Consider the following 25,322-nt stretch of genomic DNA (forward strand, 5'->3'; position numbering starts at 1 on the left):
TAAGAGCTTATAATTATGCAATTACGTTTAGGTTTAGCTTGTGCCCTTTCAGCTTTAAGTTTGGCGGGTTGTAGTTCACTTGGAATCAACAATGGTTCTTTAGACTATAAAAATACAACCTCTGTAGAGCCGCTTAAATACCCTGAAGGGTCAACAGTTAGACCTGCAACGCCAATGTATCCTGCTCCGATTGTTGATCCACTTGCATTGAAACATGCACCAGTGTTCGAAAATAAACGTGGAAATCGGTATGAAGTTCCGCGTCCTGAAGTTGAAAAATCAAGTGCAACTGCCAATGAGACAACAACATCCTCTGAAAGCGTCGGTCGTCCGCAACTTTTAACCGATGGAAATGGCAATCCATTGATCAAAATCGATGGAAATTCTGCTACAATTTGGCAGTACACACTTGCAACCCTCAGTAGTCTCAATCACAAGCTAATCGGTAAAAGCAAAAACGCCAATGAGGCGACTGTGAAAATCGACAATAGCACCTATGTGTTGAAACTTAGCTCCGTTGGTTCAAGTAACACGATCGCCGTGTTTAACGCCGATAATAGCTTTGCAGATAAAGAAAAATCTGCACAGTTATTAACCCAGATTTACCAAAACTGGCCAGCCTAGTCGTTCTAGGCAATTTTTTTTTGCAAAAGGTTCCCCCATGTTAAAACAAACCTTGCTCTATACTGGTAAAGCGAAATCCGTTTATGAAACAGATAGCGCTGATCATCTAATTCTAGTTTTCCGTGACGATGCTTCTGCATTCAATGGCGAAAAAATAGAGCAACTAGATCGTAAAGGTAAGGTGAACAACCGTTTTAATGCCTTTATCATGGAAAAATTGGCTGCGGCTGGTATCGAAACTCACTTTGAAAAACTTCTTTCTCCAACTGAAGTTTTAGTGAAAAAATTACAAATGATCCCTGTAGAGTGCGTAATGCGTAACTATGCAGCAGGTTCATTGTGCCGTCGATTAGGTGTTGAAGAAGGTTTAGAACTTACTCCACCTACTTTTGAATTGTTCTTCAAAGATGACGCTTTAGGCGATCCTATGGTGAACGAATCTCAAGCGATTGCATTGGGTTGGGCAAATGCTGAACAATTGGCTCAAATGAAAGAACTTACTCAAAAAGTAAATGTCGTACTTAAAGACTTGTTTGCTCAAGGCAACATGCTTCTTGTTGACTTTAAACTTGAGTTTGGTGTGTTCCATGACCGTATCGTATTGGGTGATGAGTTCTCTCCAGACGGTTGCCGTTTATGGGATAAAGATACTAAGAAGAAACTCGACAAAGACCGTTTCCGTCAAGGTTTAGGCGGTGTTGTTGAAGCTTATGAAGAAGTTGCTGCACGTATTGGTGTAGATCTTTCAGACATCTAATTTTAGAATTTGATGCTTCTAAAAACCGAGTTAGAAATAACTCGGTTTTTTATTCTCAATAAAATTTTTTAAATTTAAATTGATGCGATAACTTAATTCAGTTGAAATAAAAAAGCCCAACATCCTGTTGGGCTTTTTTACGTATTTGATGCTTGCGGTATAACTCCTGTCGTACCTCACATTCCTTGTTCTTCCTTTTCTTATTTTTGTCTGGAGCTTCCTGCTCTCTATGTGTTCATAATACGAATTTTTAGCTAATGCGTATATTGGCTAAATCCGCAAATCTTTGTACGTTTTGGCTTACAAACTTTGAGCGGCAGATTGTTTTAAAAATGAGATCTCTTAAAATCAAAATTTTCTCACCCAAATATTAATGAAAGCTATTCATGTTAGCGACAAAACATGTCGCTTTAATTATGTTTGACTACTTTTCACCCTGATAAAACATTGTTTTTATTATAAATTACCTAAGAACATAGCTACTTAAGAAAATTAATGATGAATAATTTTGCATCTTTATTAGAACTTAAAACTGATTTAAAAAAGTTAAACAAGAATCAGGATACTTCTACTGAAGATATTGAAATTCGTTTTATTGAAGCAATGCGCGATAAAATGATTTCAAACTATCAAGAAGTTTTATCTATATATAATGAAATAGATGAAGAAGTAATTACTAACTTTAATCGAAATACGATTTTAGCATTTCTAACCTCTGCCATACGCACTGATCGGTTTATGGAAGGAGTGCTTTCTAATACTTTGCGTTCAGGTCTGGTTTTATTTGCTTTAGAAAAAATAAGTGAAATTTTGGACACTGAAAATAAAGTCATGCTAAATGACATATTACAAATTAAAGAACTAGAAAATGTGAAGATCAGACTTAATTTCGATTATGGTCCAGCAAATTGGAATGTTATAGAAGCTTTTAAAAATGGGGATATGGCTGGTCTTCTTAATGGGCATTATTGGAATTACAAAGGGAAAAAGTCCTACAAACAAGATCAGACAACAATTGGGCTACTTAGAATTAAACCTAAAGAAGATCTATGGTTGTTATTTCATATTGGGAAAGTCACTAAAGATTTAAATCTACTAGAAGCAATGGGATATGAGTTTGAAACTCTAACTGAATATAACAAATTCGTAGGTCGTGTAATTGTAAAATATAAAAACACATCACAATCAGTTGTCCGAAATGCTAACTCTTTGATTAACCAGTGTGAAGTCTATCAAATACTCCCTGATGTCTTTGATAATGATATTTTTCCAGGCTATGAAAATGTCAATATTTCATGGAATGAACTCTCAAGAGTTATTGATAAAGAATCATGGAAAACAGCATTACAAAATCAAAAAGCCGTATATTTAATCACAGATATTTCCAATGGGAAGATGTATGTTGGTTCAGCATATGCTGAAAATATGTTGCTTAACAGATGGCAAAATTATGTTAAAAGTAGGCATGGTGGCAATGTCCAACTAAAACAACTCTCTCAGGAGCATATTGAAAATAATTTTAGATATTCAATACTCGACATTTTTAAATCAACAACAGACGATAAAGTAATATTAAGTAGAGAAAGTTGGTGGAAAGAAACATTACTTACACGGAAATTTGGCTATAACTCTAACTAAAAAATTTCCATTGTTAATCAAAAAGCCCAATATTCAAATTGGGCTTTCTCTCGTCAAAAGTCAAATTTCACCAAGAATGGCTAAGCAAAAATCCCCTTCACCTTCTGTACCGACTGCATAATTTTAGCGGTCATATTATTCGGCAAAGAACACTTCGCTAAACGCACCCAGACACTACCAAACTGCTGAAAGAAATTGGCTTCATTATAGTTGATACCATATTCTGCACATAAAGCTTTGATTTTAGGTGCAACTTCCGCATAACGATTGGCAGGCATATCAGGAAATAAATGATGCTCAATTTGATGACTCAAATTACCACTTAAAATATGTAGCCACTCTGTGCCTGTAAAATTACTCGAACCACGAATTTGACGTAGAAACCACTCAGCACGGGTTTCATTTTCAACATTATCCACTTCAAAAGTTTCAGCGTCTTCAGTGAAATGACCATTAAAAATCACCGCTGAAGACCATAAACTACGAATCACATTGGCTATCGCATTGCCTGCCAAAACGGGTAAAGCATTCGGTCCTGCAATCAATGGGAAAAATACATAATCTTTTACAATCTGACGACGTGCTTTCTTGCGGAATTTGCTTGCATCCGCCCAGACTTGTTTCCAAGTTTTGGTTTTATATACCAACGCATCTTCCAAATGTAGATTTTGCACCCCGACATACCATTCAAAAAACACCATCAACTGAATCGCCAAAGGAATATTGAACAAGAAGCGAGGTTCCCATTTTTGCGATTCACTGACACGCAATAAACCATAGCCCACATCATGATCCATACCGACAATATTGGTATAAGTATGATGCACATAATTATGGGTATATTTCCAATCATCACCAGTCGACATCGTGTCCCAGTCATAATTCGCACCATTCAAACTTGGATCATTCAGCCAATCGAATTGTCCGTGCATCACATTATGACCAAGCTCCATATTTTCCACGATTTTGGAAATACCTAATAAACTCGTACCAACCACCCAAACAGGTGGAATCCAACCACCAAACATCAACATACCACGTGAGGCAATTTCGCTATAACGCACAAAATTACGGATTTTATAAATGTATTTAGCATCTTGTTCGCCGATGCTTTCCATCACTTCACGACGGATTTCATCGACACGGCGACCAAATTCTGCTGTTTGTTCAGCATTTAAATGTTTTGATTTACTGTTTGGAAAATTCACTGACATATTCATTGTTTTACTCCTCAGCACTTCATTTTTAGAAGCCTTTGCTGAATTTTGGGTACAACTTCCCTCTCTTGACTCAATAGATCAAGAAGTTGTTTGAATGTAGTTAAAAAGACTTTAGTTTATAAATTAATGGTGACTGGGCTGACTGCCTGACTGATACACAATTTAATTTGAGTATTGCTATCGTGATTGATCTCACCTGTCAGCATGTTTTTGGTCGAACCACTGACTTTGGTACAGGTACAGGTATTGCACATGCCCATACGGCAACCATGTGTTGGCTTTAAACCCGCCTGTTCAGCACTTTCAAGCAAGCTGGATTTAGCTTCAAATTCTTGCTGTGAACGTAAGAACACTACGGGTTGTGTTGCTAAATTTTCATCGACAGCAATTTGGAAATATTCCTGTTTTAAACGATCTGCAATGCCCAAATCTTGAAAGATTTGCTGAGCACTTTGCATCATCGTAGACGAACCACAAGCATAGCTTTGAGCTTGTGCAAAATCAGGCACTAAGTTTTGTATCAATTCCAAAGTCAAATGCTGTTTCTGTTCAACTGTATTGATGTAGTGATAATGGAACTGAGCATTTTGTTGATGCAATTGTTCCAAATCTGCGTGAAAAGCATGATCACGACTGAAATAAATCAAATTTACTGGACGATTCGAATCGGTCAATGCTTCTAGCAACAAGGCATAAATCGCAGTAATCCCACTGCCTGAAGCAATCAATAATAATGGTGCTGTACTTTGCTCTAACACAAACTCGCCTTGAGCTTGAGACAATTCGACAACATGACCAAAGCTTAACTGGGTTAAAGCATTGGATACTTTACCCTGCTGTTTCACGGCAATGATGATGTCACCATTGTCCAAAAACTTCACCACAGAATAACTACGCTGTTGGCATACCCCTGCAATTTCTACAGTAACCAGAATACTTTGCCCTGCTTTAAACTGTTGATGTTTAAAGTTGCGATTTGGACGAAGTTGAATTTGATAAAAATCATCGCTTAAAGCGCGTGTTTTAATCACAACCGCTTTAACTTTTTTCCAAGCCCAAACAGGATTGATTTTTTCAGCGATAAAATCGACAAAATCCTCACGTACCCATTGTGGCTGATATTGCATATTACTCATGGCAGCAATTTGACTCATGTGACGTTCCTCTTTGTGCTTGCTATTTATTGAGTGAACAAATGTTCTTTTAGTGAACACTCGTGCACTATAATTATTTTTATAAACTCAGTCAACACCTGTACACTGACATTCGTCGCTTAATTTAATGTGATTTTGTTGCGCTATTTTTGATAGACTCATCACAACAATTTTTTCGGACAGCAATATGTCGATACGCGATGAACGTAAACAACAAAGTCGTCAGGCTTTACTTGATGCTGCTTTAAGCTTAAGCACATCAGGTCGTTCATTTTCGAGTATTAGCTTGCGTGAAGTTGCCCGTGAAGTCGGTTTAGTACCGACTGCCTTTTATCGCCATTTCCAAGATATGGATGAGCTAGGTAAAGAGCTGGTTGACCAAGTTGCGCTGTATTTAAAAAATGTCTTACATCAACTCGGTAAAGGTTTGGCGCATCCTGAAGCCAAGACCAAAACCAGTATGGAATTGTTCTTTGAAGCTGTAGATACTAGCCCTCAACAATGGATTTTTATGATTGCAGAACGTTGGGGCGGTTCAGAGGTGGTTCGTCGAGCGATTGCGCTTGAAATAGACTTTTTAAATGATGACCTCGCCAATGATCTTAAAAAGTTTGAAGTCATTAAAAATTTTCAGAATCAAAATGACCTAAAAGCCATTACCAATATTTTGATTAATCTCTGTTTTACTTGGGCAATGTCTTGGATGAGCTTGTCACGTCAATATTCAGGTATCGAGCTTGAATTGCAAAAAATGGTGTTAAAAAAGCAAGCTGTAACGCAAATCCAACTTATTTTTAAAGGTATAAATCATTGGGAAAGTTCGCCTGATCTTTCTACAAATTAAATATAACAACTCTTTTTACAATACATTCCAATACAATTTGACCTCTCTATAAACTTGGTTTATTATTTCTGGAACATTCATTCCAAAACAACCATCCTCAAATAATCTTTCAAAAAGATATCGACTAAAATGCGTAAAAAAGAATTTCAACCTGATGAAATCGTACAAGCTGCCATGCAGGTATTTTGGGAACGTGGTTATGAAGCAACCTCTATCCAAGATCTCGTAGAAGGCACTGGATTATCCCGAAGCAGTTTATACAACACCTTTGAAAGTAAGCATCATTTGTACCTCGATGCTTTAAAATGCTATTCCTCAGTGACAGCAGCCAATATTGCCATTTTGTCAGGACAAGGTCAGGCGCGTGATCTGATTGAACAGATTTTGATGAATATTCTGCATGATGAATTAAACCCAAACCCTTCCCGGGGATGTTTTGCAGCCAAGGCAAGTCTAGAAATATCCGCACAAGATCCTCAAATTGCGAGTGTATTGCAGCAAAACTTTCAGTCACTCTGCCAAGCCTTTGCTCAATTAATTTCTCGGGCACAAGATACAGGTGAAATATCAAACCAACAAGATCCTGAGGCTTTGGCTCTATTTTTTGTCAACACCATGCAAGGGATGCGAGTTCTAGCCAAGGGGACTGCATTAGCTGAGCGTCAGCATCACTTACAAAGCGTCATTCAGATGGCTCTCAATCTATTGTAAGGACATCATCCAAATCATAAAAACTGAGATTATGGATGCATTTTTTTACTTATTTCTGGAACAATCATTCCAATATAATTTTCTGTAACAGGACATCCCGATATGACCCATACCGTTCAGAAAGAATCACTGCCTTATCTACAGCTGATTGCTTTTGCTATGGCAAGCTTTCTCGCCATTGTGACTGAAACCATCCCTGCTGGTTTGTTACCGCAAATCAGTCAGGGACTGCATATCAGTGAAGCACAAACAGGACAGATGATCAGTATTTTTGCATTTGGAGCGGTCGTCAGTGCTATTCCATTGATTACGTGGACGCGTAATCTAAATCGTCGTCCAGTCTTTATTAGCGGTATTGCTGGACTGCTGATCTTTAATCTATGTACCGCTTTTTCGACTAATTATTACTGGATTCTACTGTTTCGCTTCCTTGCTGGGGTATCTACAGCCTTAATCTGGGGGCTATTTGCAGGCTATGCCCGTCGTTTGGTTGCAGATCATTTACAAGGTCGGGCGCTTGCGATTGCATGTGTAGGACAGCCCCTCGCTTTATCATTAGGAATTCCCTTAGGCAACTGGTTAGGCAAACTGTTGGCATGGCAAGACATTTTCCTGATTTTGGCGGGCTTTGCACTCTTGTTAATCTGTTGGATTCAGCTATTAGTACCTGATTTTAAAGGGCAAACTGCTGAACAACAAAAATCTCTTTTCGAGGTTCTACATTTACCTGGTATCGCCTACATTCTTGCGACGCTTTTCTTGTGGATTCTTGCGCATAATATTGTCTACACCTATTTAGCACCCGTACTGATGAATGCAGAGATGACGACATGGATCGGAACAGCATTTATGATCTTCGGCGTAGCTTCCATTGTTGGGATTTGGATCACAGGTGTACTCACTGATCGTTGGCTCAGGAAACTTACCCTGATCAGTTTGCTCTTTTTTGCCGTGGCAATGCTGATTCTGCTACTGTGCGTGCAAACACCTGTTTTAATTTTTCTGAGTCTTGCGATTTGGGGCATCACATTCGGTGGTGCGCCAACCTTACTACAAACAGCGCTTGCTGATGCAGCAGGTCAAGATGCCGATGTTGCACAATCTATTCTAGTCACTGTCTTTAATTTTGCCATCGCTTGTGGTGGTTTTACGGGTGGCATCATTCTAGATTCATTTGGAGCATCTCTGCTCAGTTTTAGCACGTTGCCTTTTATTGTAATCGCCCTGTGTTTAGTTTGGTTCAGTCATTCTGGCTTCAAGGCTGGAGCACGTTGAGTCAACGTTTTTAGCATTGACTCAAATCATTCTGAGATGCTCTGGGTGTGTAAATCAAATGCCTTGATCCATTCGAAAATGCAAAATCATCAAAGCATAAAAAAAACCCGCATTTAGCGGGTTTTCTACAACTTAAAGGCTTATTTTCCGCCTTTACGCTCTTTATTGATCAGGTAATCAACCACTTGAGTCACTTTACCATCTTCACCTTGCACCACATATTTACCATTTACAACCACCGCTGGAACACCTGAAAGTTGGTATTGTGCAGCCAATTGGTTTGATTCAGCGACTTTTGCAGTGATCGCAAAAGAACTATACATACTGTTAAATTTCGCTTCTGGTACACCATAACGTGTATAGAATTTTGCAAATTGGTCTTTTTGTAGAATTTGCTGACCATTACCATTGGCATGGAATAATGGTAAATGCGCACGTTTACGCACACCTAGCGCTTCAGACACATAATAAGCACGCGCACCTTGTTCCCAAAGCGGATTCATCGCAGCAGGTGTACGCAAGAAATTCACATCCTTTGGAATTTTCTTCAACCATGCTTGCATATGAGGTTCAAGTACAAAACAGTGTGGGCAGCCGTACCAAAAGAATTCACGTACTTCAATTTTGCCAGGAACTGCAACTTTTCCAGGATTTTGCACCACGGTATAGTCTTTACCTGCAACAAAATCAGCAGCCATCGTATTTGCAGAAAATGCCATGACCATTGCGGTCATGCCACCAATAATAAATTTTTTCATTGACTGTTTTGTCCTCGAAGTCATTTTGTATAGCTTATGCACTAACTATAAAACAAATATGGGAAAATCGTTTTCCTTCTGTGAAGATTTTTACACGATTCATCGCTTTTTTCATAATTATGGTTACACTAGCATAGATGAACTTAATTTTTGATTAAAACAATTTAATTTAGAGGTGGCTGTTATGTCGCAACTTAATGTTGATCCACAAGAAATTGCTAAATTTGAAGCGCTTGCCGCTTTATGGTGGGATCAACACTCTGAGTTCCGACCATTACATCAAATTAACCCACTGCGTTTAAACTGGATTGATGAACATTCAGGTGGCTTAACGGGTAAGAAAATTCTCGATGTCGGCTGTGGTGGCGGAATCCTAGCAGAGAGTATGGCACGTCGTGGTGCAAATGTTCTTGGGATTGACATGGGTGCAGCACCACTCAATGTTGCACGTTTACATGCAGAGCAAGAAAATGTTCAAAATATTGAATATAAACAAATCCCTGCAGAACAACTGGCAGAAGAACAAGCAGGTCAATACGATATCGTCACTTGTATGGAAATGCTCGAACATGTGCCAGATCCTGCTTCGATTATCCAAGCTTGCCAAAAACTGGTGAAGCCGAATGGTCATGTGTTTTTCTCAACCATTAACCGTAATCCAAAAGCATATTTATTCGCGATTATTGGTGCGGAATATGTGTTGCGTTTATTGAAAAAAGGCACACACGATTATCATAAATTTATTAAACCGTCTGAACTTGCCCATGACATTCGCAATTCAGGTTTAAAACTCAAAGACATGACAGGTTTACATTACAACCCGCTCACTAAACATTATTGGTTAGCGCCCAATGTGGATGTGAACTATATGGTCTATACCATCAATGAGTCTGCACAATGAAAGCTGTACTGTTTGACCTCGATGGAACTTTAATCGATACCGCAGCTGATTTTATTCGCATTATTCAAGACATGTGCCGTGAAGAAGGTCGTGCGATTGTGGATGCAGATTTGATTCGCACTCAAGTGTCTGAGGGTGCACGTGCGATGGTGAAGCTGGTTTATCCTGAACTCGAAGTCGATGATCCAATTTTTTTAGCCCATCGCCAACGCTTTTTAGATCTTTATGGTGATGATATTGCAATCGATACAGATCTATTTGACGGCATGTACCCACTTTTAGAGGATTTAGAAAGTCACCATATTCCTTGGGGTATTGTGACCAATAAACCACGTTGGCTGAGTGAGTCTTTACTCAAAGCACTTAATCTCACTGAGCGTTGTGCAGTTTTGGTCTGCCCTGAAGATGTGAAACATACCAAGCCTGATCCTGAGCCAATGTATTTGGCTGCCAAGCAAATTGATATTGCAGCTGAACAATGTATCTATGTGGGTGATCATCCACGTGATATTGATGCGGGTCGCAATGCGCAGATGTATACCATTTTGGCAGCGTATGGCTATTTACCTTTGCAATACAAAGATGATCTCAAGGCTTGGCAAGCAGATTGTATTGTCCATAATGTTGCAGAATTACATCAGCTTGTTAGAAAGTTGGTCAATATTTAAAGCACAAAAAAATCATTCATTCTGTGTGAATCGTATGATACAAATGATGAAACATCTTGCATAAGGTGTTTCACTGTTTTTATATAGAAGCTTATACAACATCATAACAACGATAGGAGGTCTCCCATGAAATATTCAGAATATCAACCTCGTCCAGATTTATTGAAGGATAAAATTATCCTGATCACAGGTGCGGGAGACGGTATTGGACGTGCGGCAGCTTTAAGTTATGCCTTACACGGCGCAACCGTGGTTTTACATGGTCGTACACTCAATAAACTTGAAGTAATTTATGATGAAATCGAAGCTTTAGGCGCACCACAGCCTGCAATTCTACCTTTACAACTGTCTACAGCAACGTCGCATGACTATGAACTTTTGGTCAATACACTCGAACAACAGTTTGGACGTCTCGATGGGATTTTGCACAATGCAGGCATCTTAGGTGAACGTGTTGAATTGGCACATTATCCAGAAGAAGTTTGGGATGATGTCATGGCTGTGAATTTACGAGCACCTTTCGTCCTCACTCAAGAACTTCTTCCCCTACTACAAAAATCTGAACATGCTTCTGTGGTCTTTGCCAGTTCTGGTGTAGGGCGTGAAGCGCGTGCTGAATGGGGTGCTTATTCTGTTTCAAAAATTGCGATTGAAGCAGTCAGCACAATTTTTGCCAAAGAAAATACCTATCCAAATATTCGTTACAACTGTATCAACCCAGGCGGTACTCGTACAGCGATGCGCGCCAAAGCCTACCCTGCGGAAGATCCAAAAACATTACCAACACCTGAACAGATCATGCCTGCATATCTGTACTTGATGGGTGAAGACAGTTTGGCGCTGAATGGTGCCAGTATTGATGCCCAAGACTAATCATTCCCCATTTCCCCTCTCTTGATCGAGTATTGAAGTACAATTTCAAGATAAGATCCAAGAGAGTCAGGAAATAAAATCGTATTATTCAATAAAAATAATGATTTTATTCAGTTTTTCAAATCATCGAATCAACTTTATAGTGTGTTCTACCAGCTAGACATTACTAAAAGGCATCACTCATGGCAGATCAAAAACTGAAAGTAGAAATGATTCGTTCGATTGAACAATTACAACTTTCGCATCAACTCATTCATGCTTTAGATGATGCCCAACAAGCTGAAACGGTCGTAACAGCAGTCAACTGCTTAAAGCATTTCACTGAACAATGGCATTGACAGACCGTTCAAACGATTTTTTGTACCATAGCTTTACATTCCGCATCAAAGAATAGACTGAGTATTTTAATGTCTTACACTTTGAGTGACCTGTGAATGAGTCGAACATAGATGTTTGTTATATCTGTTTGCATAAGACTTTGGATACAGTCTTTCATCCTGATCAAAAATATGTTCTCATTATGTCTGTATTTTTAAATGAAAAACTGAACTTTCTTCACAGTTTCTCTGCATTTTAACGGTACATTAGTGGTGTAAAAAACAACACTTAGCAAGCGAGGGCTCCTATGAAAAAGATTTTAGCGATCATCGCGATCTCTTTATCAACACTGATGACCATGCAGATCACCAGTGCAGGACCTCATTTTGACAACGATCGAGGTTATGATCGCGGAGATAGAGGCGAACGCGGTAATCGTGGTCAGTTCCGTGACAATGATGATGGCGATGGCATTCAAGAACAACGTCGAGAGCGTGAACAACGTGGTGTAAAACGTTTACAGCAACATAAATGGCAAACAGGTTATGTGATGCCACAACACTACCGTGGCAATAGTTACAAAGTGGATTATAAAGATGGAAACCTGCCTAAACCATCGCGTAACCAACAATGGTACAAAATCAATAACGATTACATCTTAGTTGATTCAGACAGTAACAGTATTCTCAGCATTCGTGGTATGTAATATAAGACCACATCGCTATTTTGAATTAAAATCGCTATACTCAAGTTTCATAAGCTCAAACACCTATTTAGTTTGAGCTTTTTTTTTTGCTCAAATTTCAGAATTTCCGTTTTTTAAATGTAATCATGAAATTCATAGAAGCTTATGAGCATGAATCTTCAAACAAAGCACCACTTCATCCTGTTCCAGAACTCATTCAATAGAGTAAATTATAAAAAATCATTAACTTGGTTAGTCTATGTATCAAAAGTAGACATCATTTTAAGGTTTTACTCAAAACATCTCAGAGATTCAAAATTTACAGTCCTCCATCAAGTCTTCATACATTTCACAATTCAACTAAATCCTCCTCACCATTTATCTCCAATTGTTGCGTAAATTGATTTCATCGAAGGATAAAATACAATTTAGGTGAATCAGATGAAAAAAGTATTAACCGCAATTACATTAGCGATGAGCGCACTGGTTGCAACTTCAGCAATGGCTGACTCACGTTATGACAACAATCATCGTTATCAGCAAAGCCATTGGGATCATAAAAATGACCATCGTTGGAACAAAAATGACCGCTATGATCGTTATGACAATAAACGCTATGACCATAACTATCGTGTAAACCCAAGCCGTGACTGGCGTTCAGGGCAGTATTTACCAAGCCAATTCAGCTCATCACGCTATCATGTGAACTATAAAAATTATCGCCAACTGCCAAAACCAGGCAAATATCAGCAATGGTATAAAGTGAATGGTGACTATGTATTGGTGAATGAGCGTAATAACCGTGTGATCCGTGTGATTGGTTAATCAATCTAATTATAAAAAGCCCATATATTGGTAATGCTGATCAGTTAAGCAAAATTATTGCATAAACTCCTAAAATCTCCCCTAACCCCTCTTTGAAAAAGAGGGGAACTTCTTGTAACTAAAATGATTTCAGCAATGAAAAGCTCCCTCCTTTGAAAAAGGTGAGGAACATGTTCCGCAAGGGGAGGATTCAAGAATCTCTGAACTGACTGGCATTACATATATTGGGCTTTTTTCATTTTATGATAATTTATTAAAATTAAAATGAATTATTAAACAAAATAAATCACATATTTTCATGTTAGCTTCATTATTTCTCTACATTTTCCAATTAAATTAAAAACATCAGATATAGATACCTTATTCATAGGCGCTCAACATGAAAAAATTACTTTCAGCAATTGCAATCTCAGTCAGTGCAATCATGGCAGCTTCAAGTGCTTTTGCAGCGCCAGAACATGCTCAAGGTCACCAGCCTGCACAACAGCAACACGTACAACAACATCCCAACAATCATGGCAATGCTGTAAAACATGTTGCAACTAATAACAAAGCACCCAATAAAGCTGCGCAAAATCAGTGGAAAGCTGGGCATAAATACCCAACTCAATACCGCGGTGCAGGTTACAAAGTAGACTACAAACACCACAAAAACTTGAGTAAACCTGCTAAAAATCAACAATGGTACAAAGCAGATGGTCACTATATTCTTGTCAATACAGCCACTTATGCAATCATCAAGGTGCTAGGTCTATAATTTAAGCCTGTCACTCAACCGTTAATTCGAAATACCCTCTTCGCACTCGTCCTCCCACGTTCGAGTGCTTTTTTTATTTAAACTATTCCCCTTGTGTTTTTTTGTTTAGAATCTCAGTAATCGCAATCATCTATACCGAGATCGGCATGCAAAATGACTATCCAGAAACAACTCAAAGCACAGCGCAACAATATGTGCATTGGTTTCGTCATTCTGCGCCTTATATCAATGCCCATCGTGGTAAAACCTTTGTTTTGATGTTTGGTGGTGAAGCGGTAGAACATGAAAATTTTCAACATATTATTCATGATATTGCGCTGCTACATTCTCTGGGGATTCGTTTAATTTTGGTGCATGGTGCTCGCCCGCAAATCACTGAAAATTTAAAAGAAAAAAAGATTCAAAGTCCAATTCATATCAATCGTCGTGTCACGACACGTGAATCACTACCTTGTGTAATGAATGCTGTAGGTTCGATTCGTTTGCAAATCGAAGCCTTATTATCAATGGGTCTCGCCAATTCTCCAATGTTTGGCGCACGCATCGATGTCGTTTCAGGAAATTTTGTCACGGCGAAACCTTTTGGTATTCGTGATGGTGTCGATTTTCAACTGACGGGTGAAGTACGCACCATTGATACTGAAGCCATTCAACGTCATTTAGACAATCAAAATATTGTCCTATTGGGTCCAACAGGTTATTCGACTACAGGTGAAGTTTTTAATTTGTTGGCAGAAGAAGTTGCCACCAAAACAGCGATTCATATCAAAGCTGATAAACTGATTTTCTTAGGCAATCAGCAAGGTTTGATGGATGAATTTGGGCAATTACTCCGTGAAATTACCCCACATCAACTTGATACACATATCGAAAAATACCAAGATTCAAATTTTGAAATCGCACTGCATTTGCACAATGCCAAAGAAGCTTCGCTCAAAGGCGTACATCGTGTACATCTATTGTCCTATGCCTATGACGGCGCATTGATTGAAGAATTATTCACACGTGATGGTCATGGGACGATGATTACCGATGCGCATTATGAAGAAGTGCGTATGGCAAGTATCGGCGATGTCGGTGGCTTGATCAATCTCTTACGACCACTCGAAGAAGAAGGGATTTTGGTCTACCGTTCACGTGAGCTTCTGGAAAATGAAATTGGTCAATTTGCAGTAATTGAACGAGATGGCACCATTCTCGCCTGCGCGGCGTTGTACCCAATTCCTGTCACAGGTACAGAAATTCAATCTGCAGAAATTGCTTGCGTTGCAGTACATCCAAGTTATCGTAAGTCCAATCGCGGTAGCCAAATTTTGCATTTCCTTGAAGAAAAAGCACGTCAAATGGGTATTCAACAATTGTTTGTTTTGACCACACGTACTGCACATTGGTTCTTAGAACATGGCTTCGAAACTGCCAATGTCGATGCTCTTCCTGAAGCACGTCAGGCTTTATATAATTACCAACGAAACTCAATGGTCTTTAAAAAACTCATTTAATCGACTTTGGTTTTGCTTGATTAAGCTTGAATTATCACAATTATCACTAAACTTATCGCCATAGGTTATAACATGGAGAACTTTCTATATTCTCCGTGTTGCAATCTATATCTCCATGACAGATATATAAAATAAAGTCATGTTTTTCATATAATTATAAAATTATAATTTTATAGAATATAAATTACTTATTTCTATTTTTTAGATAAATTTAGCACTTTATGTTTTATCTTTTTTTTTCATTAGCAATCATATAAATCTTATTTTTTTGAAAATAAAAAGCCTTTTAAGCTGATGCTCATTCATTTTTAACTCTTTTAGGGCATCGTTCGTCATGGCGCATTTATTTCAACCGTCTTGGAAAAAAATCACAATTCTTAGTGCAAGCCTTGCAACGATCATGATGCTTTCTGGATGTTCAAAACAACAAGAGAACACCACCTTAAACATTGGCTTTCAAAAATACGGTGTCTTACCAATCGTTAAGGCACGTGGTGACTTAGATAAAGCACTGAAAGAAAAGGGCGTGACGGTGAAATGGGTTGAATTCCCTGCGGGCCCTCAACTCCTAGAAGGTTTGAATGTCGGCAGCGTGTCCTTTGGTGAAGCAGGTGAAGCACCACCAATTTTTGCACAGGCAGCCAATTCAAATCTGGTCTATATCGCCAACCAACCCGCTGCACCTTTGGCTGAAGCATTGATTGTACCGAAAGATTCAACAATCAAATCAATTCAAGATTTAAAAGGCAAACGTGTCGTCCTAAATAAAGGGTCAAACGTTCACTACTTATTATTAAAAGTTTTGGAAGCCAATCATCTCAAACTTGATGACATTCAAGTGGTGTACTTACCCCCTGCCGATGCACGTGCCGCTTTTGAAAAAGGCGCTGTGGATGCATGGGTGATTTGGGATCCATTCTTTGCTTCTGCTGAAAAACAACTCGGTGCAAAAGTTCTAGCCACTGGGCAGAACTTGGTGAATAACCACCAATTCTATTTGGCAGATCGCAAGTTTGCAGAACAGCATCCTGATGTTCTAAAGGCAGTGGTGAATGAATTGAACACCACCACACAATGGGTATCTCAACATCAGACTGATGCAGCAAAACTTTTAGAAAAACCAACAGGCTTGCCTTTAGATGTATTGAATACCTCTATTTCACGTATGGGCTTTGGTGTAACCCCTATTTCAAGTGAGGTTGCCAAGCAACAACAATATGTGGCAGATGCCTTTTATCAACAAAAACTCATTCCAAATAAAATCAACATTCAAGCGGCAATTCTAGCCAATCCATAAGCCTAGAACACTCAATACAGAGGACATCAAAATGACCCAACACCACACGAAAATAAAAGCAACATCATGGTTCAAACTCCCTCATCATGCGATGACCACCATGTTGATCTGTAGTGCAATGTTGGGCGCAACTTCTGTTTGGGCAGTTGATCCGAATGTCAAAGAACTCAGAATTGGCTTTCAAAAAAGTTCAATTAACTTCGCCATTGCCAAACAACAAAAGCTCTATGAGAAAGAATATCCAAACGCCACTATTTCTTGGAATGAATTTCCGGCAGGTCCACAAATTTTAGAAGCTTTAGCAGTCGGTTCAATCGATGTTGGTGTCACAGGAGATACTCCACCTGTCTATGCACAAGCTGCCAATAAACCGCTGTATTACATTGCTTATGAAGCAGCAAAACCTTTGGCATCGGCAATTTTAGTTTCTAAAGACTCCAAAATTACCAAACTCAGTGAATTGAAAGGCAAACGTATTGCCTTACAAAAGGGCTCTAGTGCGCATTATTTACTGGTACAAGCAGTGCGCAAAGCAGGCTTGCAATGGACAGATATTCAACCCATTTGGCTCACCCCTGCTGATGCTCGTGCAGCATTTCAAAAAGGCGCTGTAGATGCATGGGCAATTTGGGATCCGTTCTTTGCTTCCGCACAAGTTGAAGATCACGCCCGTGTTTTAGCGTCTGGACAAAGTTTAAGCCCGAACTACACCTTCTATTTGGCTTCACCTGATTTCGTGAAGAAAAACCCAAATGCTGTAAAAGGCATTATCCAACAAATCAATGTTGCCGATAAATGGGTTCAAGCCAATCGCACTGCAACAGCACAAGCCATTGGGCAAAGTACGGGTTTAAAACCCCAAGTCAGCCAAGTCTTCATTGAACGACGTCCAAAGCCATCTGGTGCCGCGCCACTGTCCGCAAAAGTCATTTCCGATCAGCAACAACTGGCAAACCGTTTTACTGAATTGAAAATTATTCCAAACCGCATCGACATTAAACAAGCCGTTTGGACTGCGAAATAACCTTGAACATATTTGATGTTTTAAAATTTTATACAGGATGAATGAAATGAAAATCTTCTGGTTTATTCCCACTCATGGTGACAGTCGCTATTTAGGCACGAGCAAAGGTGCACGCCAAGTAGATCATGCTTATATGAAACAGATCGCTGTTGCTGTCGACAATTTGGGCTATGAAGGTGTACTCATCCCCACTGGTCGTTCTTGTGAAGATCCATGGATTACGGCAGCAAGTTTGATTGATGCAACTAAAAATCTAAAATTCCTCGTCGCTTTACGCCCAGGTGTGACCACGCCTGCTTTGGCTGCGCGTATGGCAGCAACATTTGACCGTCTTTCTAATGGTCGTGTACTGCTTAATCTTGTAACAGGCGGTGATGAAGAAGAGCTTAAAGGTGATGGCTTATATGAAGACCATGCAACGCGTTATAAAACTGCGGCTGAATACACCACCATTTGGCGTGAAATTTTAAAGCGCTCACATACAGGGGAATCATTTACATTTCACGGTGAGCGTTTAAGCGTGGACAATGCCAAATTACTTTATCCACCTGTACAAGAACCGTATCCACCACTTTGGTTCGGTGGCTCTTCAGAAGATGCGATCGAACTAGCTGCGGATCAAGTCGATACCTATCTCACTTGGGGTGAACCACCTGCTGCCGTGAAAGAAAAAATTGCGGTTGTCAAAGCACGTGCGGAAGCCAAAGGTCGTCAGTTAAATTATGGTATCCGTTTACATGTGATTGTTCGAGAAACCAATGAACAAGCATGGCAAGCTGCCGAAGAGCTCATCCAATATGTCGATGATGCCACCATTGCAGCAGCACAGAAAAAATTCAAACAAATGGATTCAGTTGGTCAACGTCGCATGGCTGAACTGCATAACGGCGATCGTAGCAAACTCGAAGTTTCCCCAAACCTTTGGGCAGGTGTTGGCTTAGTTCGTGGTGGTGCAGGTACAGCATTGGTCGGTGATCCACAAACCGTTGCAGATCGTATCCAAGAATATGCAGATTTGGGAATTGGAACCTTCATTTTCTCAGGCTACCCTCACTTAGAAGAGTCTATTCGTTTTGCCGAACTGGTCTTCCCATTATTGCCTTTAGAAACTCGTAAAAAGCTGACTCAACCAAACTTAACAGGTCCATTTGGTGAGATTGTGGCAAACAACTACACCCCAGAGGAGCATAAAGATCCTTTGAAGGAGTCTGCATGAATGCCACAGTTAAAAGCGTTCCCGCTATAAAAAATAATGCTGTTTCACGTGGAACTCAACAACTTGGGCAGCGTTTGCTGCCTTGGATTGTTCCACTGTTACTGATTGTGATTTGGCAAATTGCATCAAAAACTGGCTTATTGGAAAGTCGTGTATTACCAGCGCCAACAGCCGTGGTTTCAGCATTTTGGACTTTGCTCATTAGTGGTGAGCTTTGGCAACATGTTAAAGTCAGTGCTGGACGTGCCTTACTTGGACTTTTAGTGGGAGGTGGACTCGGTCTACTTTTAGGATTACTGAATGGTTCATCAAAAGTCGCATCTAACCTACTCGACACGACGCTGCAAATGATTCGAAATATTCCAGCTTTGGCTTTAATTCCACTGGTGATTCTATGGTTCGGTATTGATGAGTCTGCAAAACTTTTCTTAGTTGCGGTTGGAGTATTTTTTCCAATTTATATCAATACCTATCACGGCATTCGTTCTGTTGATCCCCAATTAATTGAAATGGGTAAAAGCTACGGCTTAAATCAATGGCAATTATATAAAGACATCATTTTACCTGGAGCAATGCCATCAATCCTTGTCGGATTACGCTTTTCACTCGGTTTAGTATGGGTATTGCTCATTGTGGCTGAAACCATTTCTGCACAATCAGGTATCGGTTATATGACCATGAATGCCCGAGAATTTTTACAAACAGACATCGTTTTAGTCGGCATCTTACTTTATGCCCTTTTAGGTAAACTTGCCGATGTATTTGCACAATTTTTAGAAAAATATCTTTTGCGTTGGCACGCAGGTTATCAAAAATAGGAGCCTAAAATGACCGATTTAAGTATTAGCCAATATGCCAATGATCTTCTCCCAACAACTGAAAATGTTGAAGAAGAGCAAGCAAAAATTGGTGCAGAGATCTCTATTGAACAACTTCACAAATACTATGGTGATGTGAAGGTTTTAGAAGATTTAGATTTAAATATTGCAGCGGGTGAATTCATTGCCATTGTAGGTCGCAGTGGTTGCGGAAAAAGTACCCTACTGCGTTTAATTGCGGATCTCGAACAGCCTAGCTATGGAGAGATTAAATTTAAATCTCTATTGAACTTCCGTGAAGGCGTCATTGCTGACGATATTCGAGTCATGTTCCAAGATCCGCGCTTATTGCCGTGGAAAAGCATTTTAAAAAATGTGCAATTAGGTTTGGCAAAAGATCAACATGCTAAAGCTGAACAATTACTGGAAAAAGTAGGGCTCAAAGAAAAGTCGGGACTCTGGCCATCTCAACTTTCAGGTGGACAGCGTCAACGTACTGCCCTAGCACGCGCATTGTCACATACACCACGCGTGCTTTTATTGGATGAACCTCTAGGCGCTTTAGATGCCCTCACACGTCTGGATATGCAGAACCTGATTGAAAAGCTTTGGTTGGAACAAGGTTTCACTACGATTTTAGTCACACATGATGTCAGTGAAGCAGTACAACTGGCTGATCGCATTATCCTTTTAGATAAAGGACATATTGCACAACAGTTCAATATTGACTTAGCACGCCCTCGGCAAAAAGGGGTTAAATTTGCAGAACTTGAACAACAAGTTCTTGAAGCAGTATTGGCAACCTAAAATAGAGCAAATAAAATGTGACTTCTTTTAGCGAGTTAATTTATATATTCACAATATCTATTAATTTTTTAAATGAAGTCTATATATTTTGATTTATTATCAATAAAACATTATTTTTAACTTCAGATTTAAAATCATAATGTAATAGAAATGTCACAAAGTTTAAATCAAATGTAATAAATGACATGATTTTTAAATAAAAATTGCGCTAGTTTAGTGCATGATTAGATAATAAAGTTCGCAATTTGATTTAATAATATAACTTCATAATTATTTATCAGAAATATTCCAAAATAATGCTGCTTTCTGTGCACAAATCAAACATTTTACCGTACAATTTAATGATCAGTTTTTTGATTTAAAGATGCGATGGAACAAAAAAAGAGTGCCCAGAAGCGGCAGCAGCTACTCAATGCTGCACTTGATGTATTTTCTCTCTATGGATTCAATGGTGCGAGTCTTGATGAAATTGCGCAGTTAGCAGATATGCATAAATCGAATATTTTCTATTATTATGAAAATAAAGAAGCGCTCTATGTCGAAGTACTCACCACAGTGATGCAGAAATGGTTAGCGCCTTTGCAATCATTAGAATCAGAGCTTGAACCCACTGAAGCTTTGTCACATTACATCATGACAAAAATTGAAATTTCAAGAACACAGCCGAAAGCATCCAAACTTTTTGCCTTAGAAATTATCCAAGGTGCACCGCATATTTTGGCGATTTTAAAAGGTCCATTGAAGAAACTATTTAAGCGCAAAGCCAAAGTCATTTCTCTGTGGCAAGAACAAGGTAAAATCTCAGATCAAATTGATCCAGAGTTATTGATTATTAATATTTGGGGATTAACCCAGAATTACGCTGATTTTAGTACTCAAATCGAAATGGTCACTGGAAAAACTTTACGCAATAAAAGTATGTGCCAACGTGCCATTGAACATACCATTCATATGATTTTATATGGTGTATTACCTCGTAGTGAATAATCCAATCATGGCATTGAATTATTTTGGCAAACGACCATAGAAGTCTATGGTCGCCAAAACGTTTATCAAATTAAATAGATTGATACAGTTTTAGTAATTTTTTTGCACCTAATAATAAATTTTCTTCCCAATCTAAATGTGCAGTGTCATTTGCACCATCACTGATATATTTCACCGAAATTAAGCGCACATCGAGTTTTTTACATACTTTGGCTAAAGCATAGCCTTCCATATCAACCAAATTACACGATACTTTAGGTTGACCCGTTTCAAAACTATCCCCTGTTCCACAAATCCCTTGTGAAAGATGTGTGAAATAAGAGTCTAAATCAATCGCTTCAGGATAATGTTCATCCATCGGAGTGACACCCACTTCAAAGCCGAGTGGTGACACATCCATATCACGCTGCACAAAAGTTTTAACTTCAACCAATTCATGTGCATTGAAATATGAACTCCCTGCACTACCGAGGTTAAGAATGGTTTTACAGCCTGTTTTTTGAATCACATCAAATGCTGTAAATGCCGCATTGATTTTACCAATCCCACTGTAGTGAACTGTAATACCAGCTTGTTCAAATAAATCTTTAGATTCACTCGGTAGAGCCATAATTAAGGCAATATCATTTTTCATATAAGCTCAAAGATAATATCTATGGGGAAACATAGGATTTATATTTTAGATCCATCTTTAACTCAAGGTCGAATCAAAAATTTAAAATCCTATACACATGATATAAACATTTTACATTATGATTTATGCAGTATTAAACGATTAAAAAAGAGAGCAACAACAAATGAATATTCATATTATTGTCGGTAGTATCCGTGAAGGGCGTGTAGCGATCAAAGTTGCAGAATGGCTATTTAGAGAAATTAAAAAGCTAGAATTTAGTACTTTAAATATTGAAATCGTCGATTTGAAGGAGTGGGATCTACCATTCTTTGCGGGGAAAAACTCACCTGCGACTGGAATCTATGACCAACCCAAACAACAGCAATGGGCAGAAAAAGTAGATTCAGGCGATGCGTTTATTTTCATTACTCCTGAGTATAATCATGGCTATAGCCCTGTTTTGAAGAATGCGATCGACTTTGTATACAAAGAATGGCAAGCCAAGCCTGCTGCTTTCGTCAGCTATGGCGGAACCAATGGTTCTCGTTCAATCGACCAAATTAAACAAGTTTGCTCGTTTATTGGCATGATCGACTCCAATGCTGTGATTGAATTACGCGATATTTTTAGCCGCAGCAAAACTGAAACCTTTGAAGGCAATGAATTTGACAATAAAGCCGTTAAATCTGTTGTAAATAAACTGATTCAATATGCCAATGTTTAAATCTAAATCTTCAATTTTCAATACGTAAATTTGTACGTTTTAGCTTACATTACATGCTTCAATTTGCGACTTGGTGACCCTTAGAAAATTCTCTATTCTTTAGTCATAGGGAACAGGAAGTTTCCCAGACATAAAACAACAATAATCGGTCTGAGCATCAGGAAGTGAGGTAGAACAGGAGTTTACCTAGCTAACCAATACGAAAAAGCCCCGTCAGGATGATGGGGCTTTTTTTATACATGATTTTGAATTAGACAAAAGCTAATTCTGTCCAACATTTAAAGACTGATTTGCAATGCATTTACAACCACATGATAAAGGCGAATTATGCTGCGCCGCAGGCTTGCCCATAACAGTCATATGATTATCACCAGACACTATGGTTGAAACGCATTTATGCTTTGGACAAGTCGCCTTATCACCCACACATGCCACAGGCTTCCCTTCAATCGTAAAAGTCGACTGTGCTGAAATCACAGTACCCCCACCTGTTGTTGGGGAACCCAAAGTAATATATGGGAGTGCCATGCGCCGTTCCTCTTATTTTTATTCAATTAATGACCGTTAAAATCTGTTATAAAACATCAAATTCAATACGGCGGTTTTTCTTACGACCTTCTTCTGTCGCATTGTCTGCAACAGGCTTGGTTGACCCTAAACCTTCAGCTGTTAAACGCGTGGGTGCAATCCCTTTCGCAACTAAATATTGCTTTACTGCTTCCGCACGTTGCAAACTCAAAGGCTGATTTTTTTCAGGATTACCTTGGCTATCAGTATGCCCGATAATTTTTACATTTTTACCTTGAACCTTGTTTAAAGCAACCACCATCTCGTCTAAGATTTGTGTACCGACAGGCGTCAAAACTGCTTTACCTGATTCAAACTCAATAATACGATTCTTCAGTGCATTATCAATCACTGACTGCTCTGCTGCATTGACTGAAATCTGAGGATTAAAACGATATGGCGGTTGGACTAAGGATTGAAATAATGTAGTTGTAGGTTGAATATCCGCTTGAACACCCATTTTCCCTGTCAAATCAACCTGTGTACCACGAACAGACAACTTACCCTGACTGATTTTTTTAAGATCAGGGGTAATCACTCGAGTAACTGAATCACTCCACCCATTTGGTGCGGATACAGGGCGGATTTGGATTTTATCGACCACTTGATCATTGCCATACACTGATCTTAATTTGGCAAGAATGGCTTGTTTGGTCATATCATTGGGCACAGCACCCTCAACAATGATCGGGGCAGCAAATGCGTGCAAAGAAAAAAATAAGCTTGAAATAACCGTGATGCTTTTTAATCGTTTTATTTTCATATCATTTTTCATCTATAAAAGTTTGCCTAAAGATTTTCATGCCCTGAGTCAAACTCAACTGACGCTCACACAACGATTGTTCAAGTGCCGCCAAGCCAGCATTTTGCTCTAAATAGGCATCGATCCAGTGTGGTTGAAGTAGAGATACCCAGTGATCATTTTGCATATTTTGATTAAAAATATTGCTCAATGCCGTGATATCCGCACCCTGAAAACCAAACAACAAAACTGGAGAATCTTGATGCAAAATACCCATTAAAATTTCAGTATTACTTTTTTCTAAGAATCGCCCAATCAGATTGACCCAAAACGCTGCTATCTCATAACTATAACTTGGATTATTAATCGGTAAAATCAGTACCTTAGATAACTTACTAGTACCATGCTTGAGTACAGGTTGAAGTAATAAGCCTAAGCCCATCATACTTTGAGCCAATTCGTATGGCGTCACTTTCATCATTTGAGCAAACGAATGCATCGTATGATGTTCGAAAAAATCCTGCGTCTTTATTTCAGGAAGCACTTGAATCTCATGATCAATATTACCCAATTTTGTGAGTAAAATTTCAGGATCATTAATCGTTCTAAATACACGGTTTTTCTGAAATAAATCAATCAGCACAGGCTTATATTTATAGGGAGCGTATAACAAGTTTTGAAATGGTTGGTCAACTTCTAAAAGATGACTCAACACCATAGGAAACTGACGACCTGAACTGTCTTCACTGGTCACCATATTGGCAACCAAAAACATTCTTTCCCGAGGATTGGCAATAAAGAAATCTAATGGTGCGAGTGTTTGATAAGCCTCATCAAAATTAGGTTCACGCATTGCAATTTCTAATGCCTCAGTAATCCATTGATCCAAAACCTGAATCAATGAATATTGCCCTTTGGTTTTAAGGAAATCTCCGCGAGCAGGGCATTTTCCATAATACAATGGTGTCGACTTTATCATTTGCATACTTGAATCCCTCTTTCTGAATAATTTCCTTT

The 25,322-nt window shown here is 38.9% G+C and carries 28 protein-coding genes and 1 pseudogene; 22 read left to right on the forward strand and 7 right to left on the reverse strand.

Going from position 1 to position 25,322, the window contains the following annotated elements:
* Positions 1–15 precede the first annotated feature (15 nt).
* The 4 genes and pseudogenes from EXE09_RS05955 (at position 16) to EXE09_RS05965 (ending at position 3,019) form a co-directional block, all read left to right on the forward strand.
* A complete protein-coding gene (locus tag EXE09_RS05955) occupies positions 16–624 on the forward strand; it encodes a lipoprotein-34 precursor (NlpB) (protein WP_130116655.1) in 609 nt (202 codons plus the stop codon).
* Positions 625–661: 37 nt separating this feature from the next.
* Entirely contained in the window at positions 662–1,381 is a 720-nt protein-coding gene (purC, locus tag EXE09_RS05960) for a phosphoribosylaminoimidazolesuccinocarboxamide synthase (RefSeq protein WP_068975543.1), read from the forward strand.
* A 615-nt stretch (positions 1,382–1,996) separates the two neighbouring features.
* Positions 1,997–2,185 (forward strand): annotated as a pseudogene (locus EXE09_RS19005) (DUF6508 domain-containing protein); the annotation flags it as partial.
* 27 nt (positions 2,186–2,212) lie between these two features.
* The gene (locus EXE09_RS05965) at positions 2,213–3,019 is read left to right on the forward strand and encodes a GIY-YIG nuclease family protein (RefSeq protein WP_165382039.1); all 807 of its coding nucleotides are present in this window, start codon (positions 2,213–2,215) and stop codon (positions 3,017–3,019) included.
* An 80-nt stretch (positions 3,020–3,099) separates the two neighbouring features.
* On the opposite strand, the gene EXE09_RS05970 is transcribed toward EXE09_RS05965, so the two are convergent.
* Positions 3,100–4,239 carry a fatty acid desaturase family protein gene (locus tag EXE09_RS05970; protein ID WP_130116657.1) on the reverse strand — a complete coding sequence of 380 codons (1,140 nt, stop codon included), beginning with the start codon at positions 4,237–4,239 and terminating at the stop codon, positions 3,100–3,102.
* A 116-nt stretch (positions 4,240–4,355) separates the two neighbouring features.
* Positions 4,356–5,375, reverse strand: coding sequence for a ferredoxin reductase (locus EXE09_RS05975; protein ID WP_130116683.1), 1,020 nt, complete (start codon positions 5,373–5,375; stop codon positions 4,356–4,358).
* A gap of 205 nt (positions 5,376–5,580) precedes the next feature.
* On the opposite strand from EXE09_RS05975, the gene EXE09_RS05980 reads away from it, so the two are divergent.
* The 3 genes from EXE09_RS05980 (at position 5,581) to EXE09_RS05990 (ending at position 8,223) form a co-directional block, all read left to right on the forward strand.
* Positions 5,581–6,237: a TetR family transcriptional regulator gene (locus tag EXE09_RS05980; protein WP_130116658.1), complete on the forward strand. Its 657-nt coding sequence runs from the start codon at positions 5,581–5,583 to the stop codon at positions 6,235–6,237.
* A 129-nt stretch (positions 6,238–6,366) separates the two neighbouring features.
* A complete protein-coding gene (locus tag EXE09_RS05985) occupies positions 6,367–6,948 on the forward strand; it encodes a TetR/AcrR family transcriptional regulator (protein WP_130116659.1) in 582 nt (193 codons plus the stop codon).
* Positions 6,949–7,050: 102 nt separating this feature from the next.
* Positions 7,051–8,223 carry an MFS transporter gene (locus EXE09_RS05990; protein ID WP_130116660.1) on the forward strand — a complete coding sequence of 391 codons (1,173 nt, stop codon included), beginning with the start codon at positions 7,051–7,053 and terminating at the stop codon, positions 8,221–8,223.
* Positions 8,224–8,363: 140 nt separating this feature from the next.
* On the opposite strand, the gene EXE09_RS05995 is transcribed toward EXE09_RS05990, so the two are convergent.
* A complete protein-coding gene (locus EXE09_RS05995) occupies positions 8,364–8,981 on the reverse strand; it encodes a thiol:disulfide interchange protein DsbA/DsbL (RefSeq protein WP_068975538.1) in 618 nt (205 codons plus the stop codon).
* 184 nt (positions 8,982–9,165) lie between these two features.
* On the opposite strand from EXE09_RS05995, the gene ubiG reads away from it, so the two are divergent.
* The 14 genes from ubiG (at position 9,166) to EXE09_RS06060 (ending at position 21,656) form a co-directional block, all read left to right on the forward strand.
* The gene (ubiG, locus tag EXE09_RS06000) at positions 9,166–9,882 is read left to right on the forward strand and encodes a bifunctional 2-polyprenyl-6-hydroxyphenol methylase/3-demethylubiquinol 3-O-methyltransferase UbiG (RefSeq protein WP_130116661.1); all 717 of its coding nucleotides are present in this window, start codon (positions 9,166–9,168) and stop codon (positions 9,880–9,882) included.
* A complete protein-coding gene (locus EXE09_RS06005; protein WP_130116662.1) occupies positions 9,879–10,550 on the forward strand; it encodes an HAD family hydrolase in 672 nt (223 codons plus the stop codon). Before ubiG ends, EXE09_RS06005 begins: the two co-directional genes overlap by 4 nt.
* Before the next feature lie 126 nt (positions 10,551–10,676).
* Positions 10,677–11,423, forward strand: coding sequence for a YciK family oxidoreductase (locus tag EXE09_RS06010; protein WP_068975535.1), 747 nt, complete (start codon positions 10,677–10,679; stop codon positions 11,421–11,423).
* 182 nt (positions 11,424–11,605) lie between these two features.
* On the forward strand, positions 11,606–11,761 hold the full coding sequence (locus EXE09_RS18730) for a hypothetical protein (RefSeq protein WP_165382038.1): 156 nt from the start codon (positions 11,606–11,608) through the stop codon (positions 11,759–11,761).
* 287 nt (positions 11,762–12,048) lie between these two features.
* Positions 12,049–12,447: an RcnB family protein gene (locus EXE09_RS06015; RefSeq protein ID WP_130116663.1), complete on the forward strand. Its 399-nt coding sequence runs from the start codon at positions 12,049–12,051 to the stop codon at positions 12,445–12,447.
* A 420-nt stretch (positions 12,448–12,867) separates the two neighbouring features.
* Positions 12,868–13,251 (forward strand): RcnB family protein, encoded by a 384-nt coding sequence (locus EXE09_RS06020; protein ID WP_068975533.1) that lies wholly within the window; start codon positions 12,868–12,870, stop codon positions 13,249–13,251.
* Positions 13,252–13,630: 379 nt separating this feature from the next.
* Positions 13,631–14,008: an RcnB family protein gene (locus EXE09_RS06025; protein ID WP_130116664.1), complete on the forward strand. Its 378-nt coding sequence runs from the start codon at positions 13,631–13,633 to the stop codon at positions 14,006–14,008.
* 146 nt (positions 14,009–14,154) lie between these two features.
* Entirely contained in the window at positions 14,155–15,507 is a 1,353-nt protein-coding gene (gene argA, locus EXE09_RS06030) for an amino-acid N-acetyltransferase (protein ID WP_130112633.1), read from the forward strand.
* 334 nt (positions 15,508–15,841) lie between these two features.
* On the forward strand, positions 15,842–16,804 hold the full coding sequence (locus EXE09_RS06035) for a sulfonate ABC transporter substrate-binding protein (protein ID WP_130116665.1): 963 nt from the start codon (positions 15,842–15,844) through the stop codon (positions 16,802–16,804).
* 91 nt (positions 16,805–16,895) lie between these two features.
* A complete protein-coding gene (locus tag EXE09_RS06040; RefSeq protein WP_228257171.1) occupies positions 16,896–17,828 on the forward strand; it encodes a sulfonate ABC transporter substrate-binding protein in 933 nt (310 codons plus the stop codon).
* A 46-nt stretch (positions 17,829–17,874) separates the two neighbouring features.
* Positions 17,875–19,044: an FMNH2-dependent alkanesulfonate monooxygenase gene (ssuD, locus tag EXE09_RS06045; RefSeq protein WP_068975689.1), complete on the forward strand. Its 1,170-nt coding sequence runs from the start codon at positions 17,875–17,877 to the stop codon at positions 19,042–19,044.
* Entirely contained in the window at positions 19,041–19,862 is an 822-nt protein-coding gene (gene ssuC / locus EXE09_RS06050) for an aliphatic sulfonate ABC transporter permease SsuC (protein ID WP_130116667.1), read from the forward strand. Before ssuD ends, ssuC begins: the two co-directional genes overlap by 4 nt.
* A gap of 9 nt (positions 19,863–19,871) precedes the next feature.
* The gene (locus EXE09_RS06055; protein ID WP_130116668.1) at positions 19,872–20,669 is read left to right on the forward strand and encodes an ATP-binding cassette domain-containing protein; all 798 of its coding nucleotides are present in this window, start codon (positions 19,872–19,874) and stop codon (positions 20,667–20,669) included.
* A gap of 369 nt (positions 20,670–21,038) precedes the next feature.
* Complete coding sequence (locus EXE09_RS06060; protein ID WP_130116669.1) at positions 21,039–21,656, forward strand: TetR/AcrR family transcriptional regulator; 618 nt, start codon at positions 21,039–21,041, stop codon at positions 21,654–21,656.
* A 70-nt stretch (positions 21,657–21,726) separates the two neighbouring features.
* Here EXE09_RS06060 and EXE09_RS06065 read toward each other — a convergent pair whose 3' ends face one another.
* Positions 21,727–22,290 carry a 5'-nucleosidase gene (locus EXE09_RS06065; RefSeq protein ID WP_068975685.1) on the reverse strand — a complete coding sequence of 188 codons (564 nt, stop codon included), beginning with the start codon at positions 22,288–22,290 and terminating at the stop codon, positions 21,727–21,729.
* 163 nt (positions 22,291–22,453) lie between these two features.
* On the opposite strand from EXE09_RS06065, the gene EXE09_RS06070 reads away from it, so the two are divergent.
* Entirely contained in the window at positions 22,454–22,996 is a 543-nt protein-coding gene (locus EXE09_RS06070) for an NADPH-dependent FMN reductase (protein ID WP_130116670.1), read from the forward strand.
* Between the two features lie 261 nt (positions 22,997–23,257).
* Here EXE09_RS06070 and EXE09_RS06075 read toward each other — a convergent pair whose 3' ends face one another.
* Genes EXE09_RS06075 through tagF form a run of 3 tightly spaced genes read right to left on the reverse strand, consistent with a single transcriptional unit; the run spans position 23,258 to position 25,290 of the window.
* The gene (locus EXE09_RS06075; protein WP_068975185.1) at positions 23,258–23,524 is read right to left on the reverse strand and encodes a PAAR domain-containing protein; all 267 of its coding nucleotides are present in this window, start codon (positions 23,522–23,524) and stop codon (positions 23,258–23,260) included.
* 46 nt (positions 23,525–23,570) lie between these two features.
* On the reverse strand, positions 23,571–24,338 hold the full coding sequence (locus tag EXE09_RS06080) for an OmpA family protein (protein ID WP_130112629.1): 768 nt from the start codon (positions 24,336–24,338) through the stop codon (positions 23,571–23,573).
* Positions 24,328–25,290 (reverse strand): type VI secretion system-associated protein TagF, encoded by a 963-nt coding sequence (gene tagF / locus EXE09_RS06085; RefSeq protein ID WP_130116671.1) that lies wholly within the window; start codon positions 25,288–25,290, stop codon positions 24,328–24,330. Before tagF ends, EXE09_RS06080 begins: the two co-directional genes overlap by 11 nt.
* Positions 25,291–25,322 lie beyond the last annotated feature (32 nt).

This window comes from Acinetobacter sp. WCHAc060025, from assembly GCF_004209355.1.
Lineage (GTDB): Bacteria > Pseudomonadota > Gammaproteobacteria > Pseudomonadales > Moraxellaceae > Acinetobacter > Acinetobacter wuhouensis.

What these genes read in the sequence shown, in the direction of transcription:
- EXE09_RS06040 (WP_228257171.1), top strand. Translation starts at nt 16,896, where the DNA reads ATGACCACCATGTTGATCTGTAGTGCAATGTTGGGCGCAACTTCTGTT.
- EXE09_RS05970 (WP_130116657.1), bottom strand. Translation starts at nt 4,239, where the DNA reads ATGAATATGTCAGTGAATTTTCCAAACAGTAAATCAAAACATTTAAAT.
- tagF (WP_130116671.1), bottom strand. Translation starts at nt 25,290, where the DNA reads ATGCAAATGATAAAGTCGACACCATTGTATTATGGAAAATGCCCTGCT.
- EXE09_RS05990 (WP_130116660.1), top strand. Translation starts at nt 7,051, where the DNA reads ATGACCCATACCGTTCAGAAAGAATCACTGCCTTATCTACAGCTGATT.
- EXE09_RS05975 (WP_130116683.1), bottom strand. Translation starts at nt 5,375, where the DNA reads ATGAGTAATATGCAATATCAGCCACAATGGGTACGTGAGGATTTTGTC.
- EXE09_RS05985 (WP_130116659.1), top strand. Translation starts at nt 6,367, where the DNA reads ATGCGTAAAAAAGAATTTCAACCTGATGAAATCGTACAAGCTGCCATG.
- EXE09_RS06065 (WP_068975685.1), bottom strand. Translation starts at nt 22,290, where the DNA reads ATGAAAAATGATATTGCCTTAATTATGGCTCTACCGAGTGAATCTAAA.
- ssuC (WP_130116667.1), top strand. Translation starts at nt 19,041, where the DNA reads ATGAATGCCACAGTTAAAAGCGTTCCCGCTATAAAAAATAATGCTGTT.
- EXE09_RS06035 (WP_130116665.1), top strand. Translation starts at nt 15,842, where the DNA reads ATGGCGCATTTATTTCAACCGTCTTGGAAAAAAATCACAATTCTTAGT.
- EXE09_RS06010 (WP_068975535.1), top strand. Translation starts at nt 10,677, where the DNA reads ATGAAATATTCAGAATATCAACCTCGTCCAGATTTATTGAAGGATAAA.
- EXE09_RS06075 (WP_068975185.1), bottom strand. Translation starts at nt 23,524, where the DNA reads ATGGCACTCCCATATATTACTTTGGGTTCCCCAACAACAGGTGGGGGT.
- EXE09_RS06055 (WP_130116668.1), top strand. Translation starts at nt 19,872, where the DNA reads ATGACCGATTTAAGTATTAGCCAATATGCCAATGATCTTCTCCCAACA.
- purC (WP_068975543.1), top strand. Translation starts at nt 662, where the DNA reads ATGTTAAAACAAACCTTGCTCTATACTGGTAAAGCGAAATCCGTTTAT.
- EXE09_RS18730 (WP_165382038.1), top strand. Translation starts at nt 11,606, where the DNA reads ATGGCAGATCAAAAACTGAAAGTAGAAATGATTCGTTCGATTGAACAA.
- ssuD (WP_068975689.1), top strand. Translation starts at nt 17,875, where the DNA reads ATGAAAATCTTCTGGTTTATTCCCACTCATGGTGACAGTCGCTATTTA.
- EXE09_RS05980 (WP_130116658.1), top strand. Translation starts at nt 5,581, where the DNA reads ATGTCGATACGCGATGAACGTAAACAACAAAGTCGTCAGGCTTTACTT.
- EXE09_RS05955 (WP_130116655.1), top strand. Translation starts at nt 16, where the DNA reads ATGCAATTACGTTTAGGTTTAGCTTGTGCCCTTTCAGCTTTAAGTTTG.
- EXE09_RS06070 (WP_130116670.1), top strand. Translation starts at nt 22,454, where the DNA reads ATGAATATTCATATTATTGTCGGTAGTATCCGTGAAGGGCGTGTAGCG.
- EXE09_RS05965 (WP_165382039.1), top strand. Translation starts at nt 2,213, where the DNA reads ATGCTAAATGACATATTACAAATTAAAGAACTAGAAAATGTGAAGATC.
- argA (WP_130112633.1), top strand. Translation starts at nt 14,155, where the DNA reads ATGCAAAATGACTATCCAGAAACAACTCAAAGCACAGCGCAACAATAT.
- EXE09_RS06005 (WP_130116662.1), top strand. Translation starts at nt 9,879, where the DNA reads ATGAAAGCTGTACTGTTTGACCTCGATGGAACTTTAATCGATACCGCA.
- EXE09_RS06015 (WP_130116663.1), top strand. Translation starts at nt 12,049, where the DNA reads ATGAAAAAGATTTTAGCGATCATCGCGATCTCTTTATCAACACTGATG.
- EXE09_RS06080 (WP_130112629.1), bottom strand. Translation starts at nt 24,338, where the DNA reads ATGAAAAATGATATGAAAATAAAACGATTAAAAAGCATCACGGTTATT.
- EXE09_RS06020 (WP_068975533.1), top strand. Translation starts at nt 12,868, where the DNA reads ATGAAAAAAGTATTAACCGCAATTACATTAGCGATGAGCGCACTGGTT.
- ubiG (WP_130116661.1), top strand. Translation starts at nt 9,166, where the DNA reads ATGTCGCAACTTAATGTTGATCCACAAGAAATTGCTAAATTTGAAGCG.
- EXE09_RS06025 (WP_130116664.1), top strand. Translation starts at nt 13,631, where the DNA reads ATGAAAAAATTACTTTCAGCAATTGCAATCTCAGTCAGTGCAATCATG.
- EXE09_RS06060 (WP_130116669.1), top strand. Translation starts at nt 21,039, where the DNA reads ATGGAACAAAAAAAGAGTGCCCAGAAGCGGCAGCAGCTACTCAATGCT.
- EXE09_RS05995 (WP_068975538.1), bottom strand. Translation starts at nt 8,981, where the DNA reads ATGAAAAAATTTATTATTGGTGGCATGACCGCAATGGTCATGGCATTT.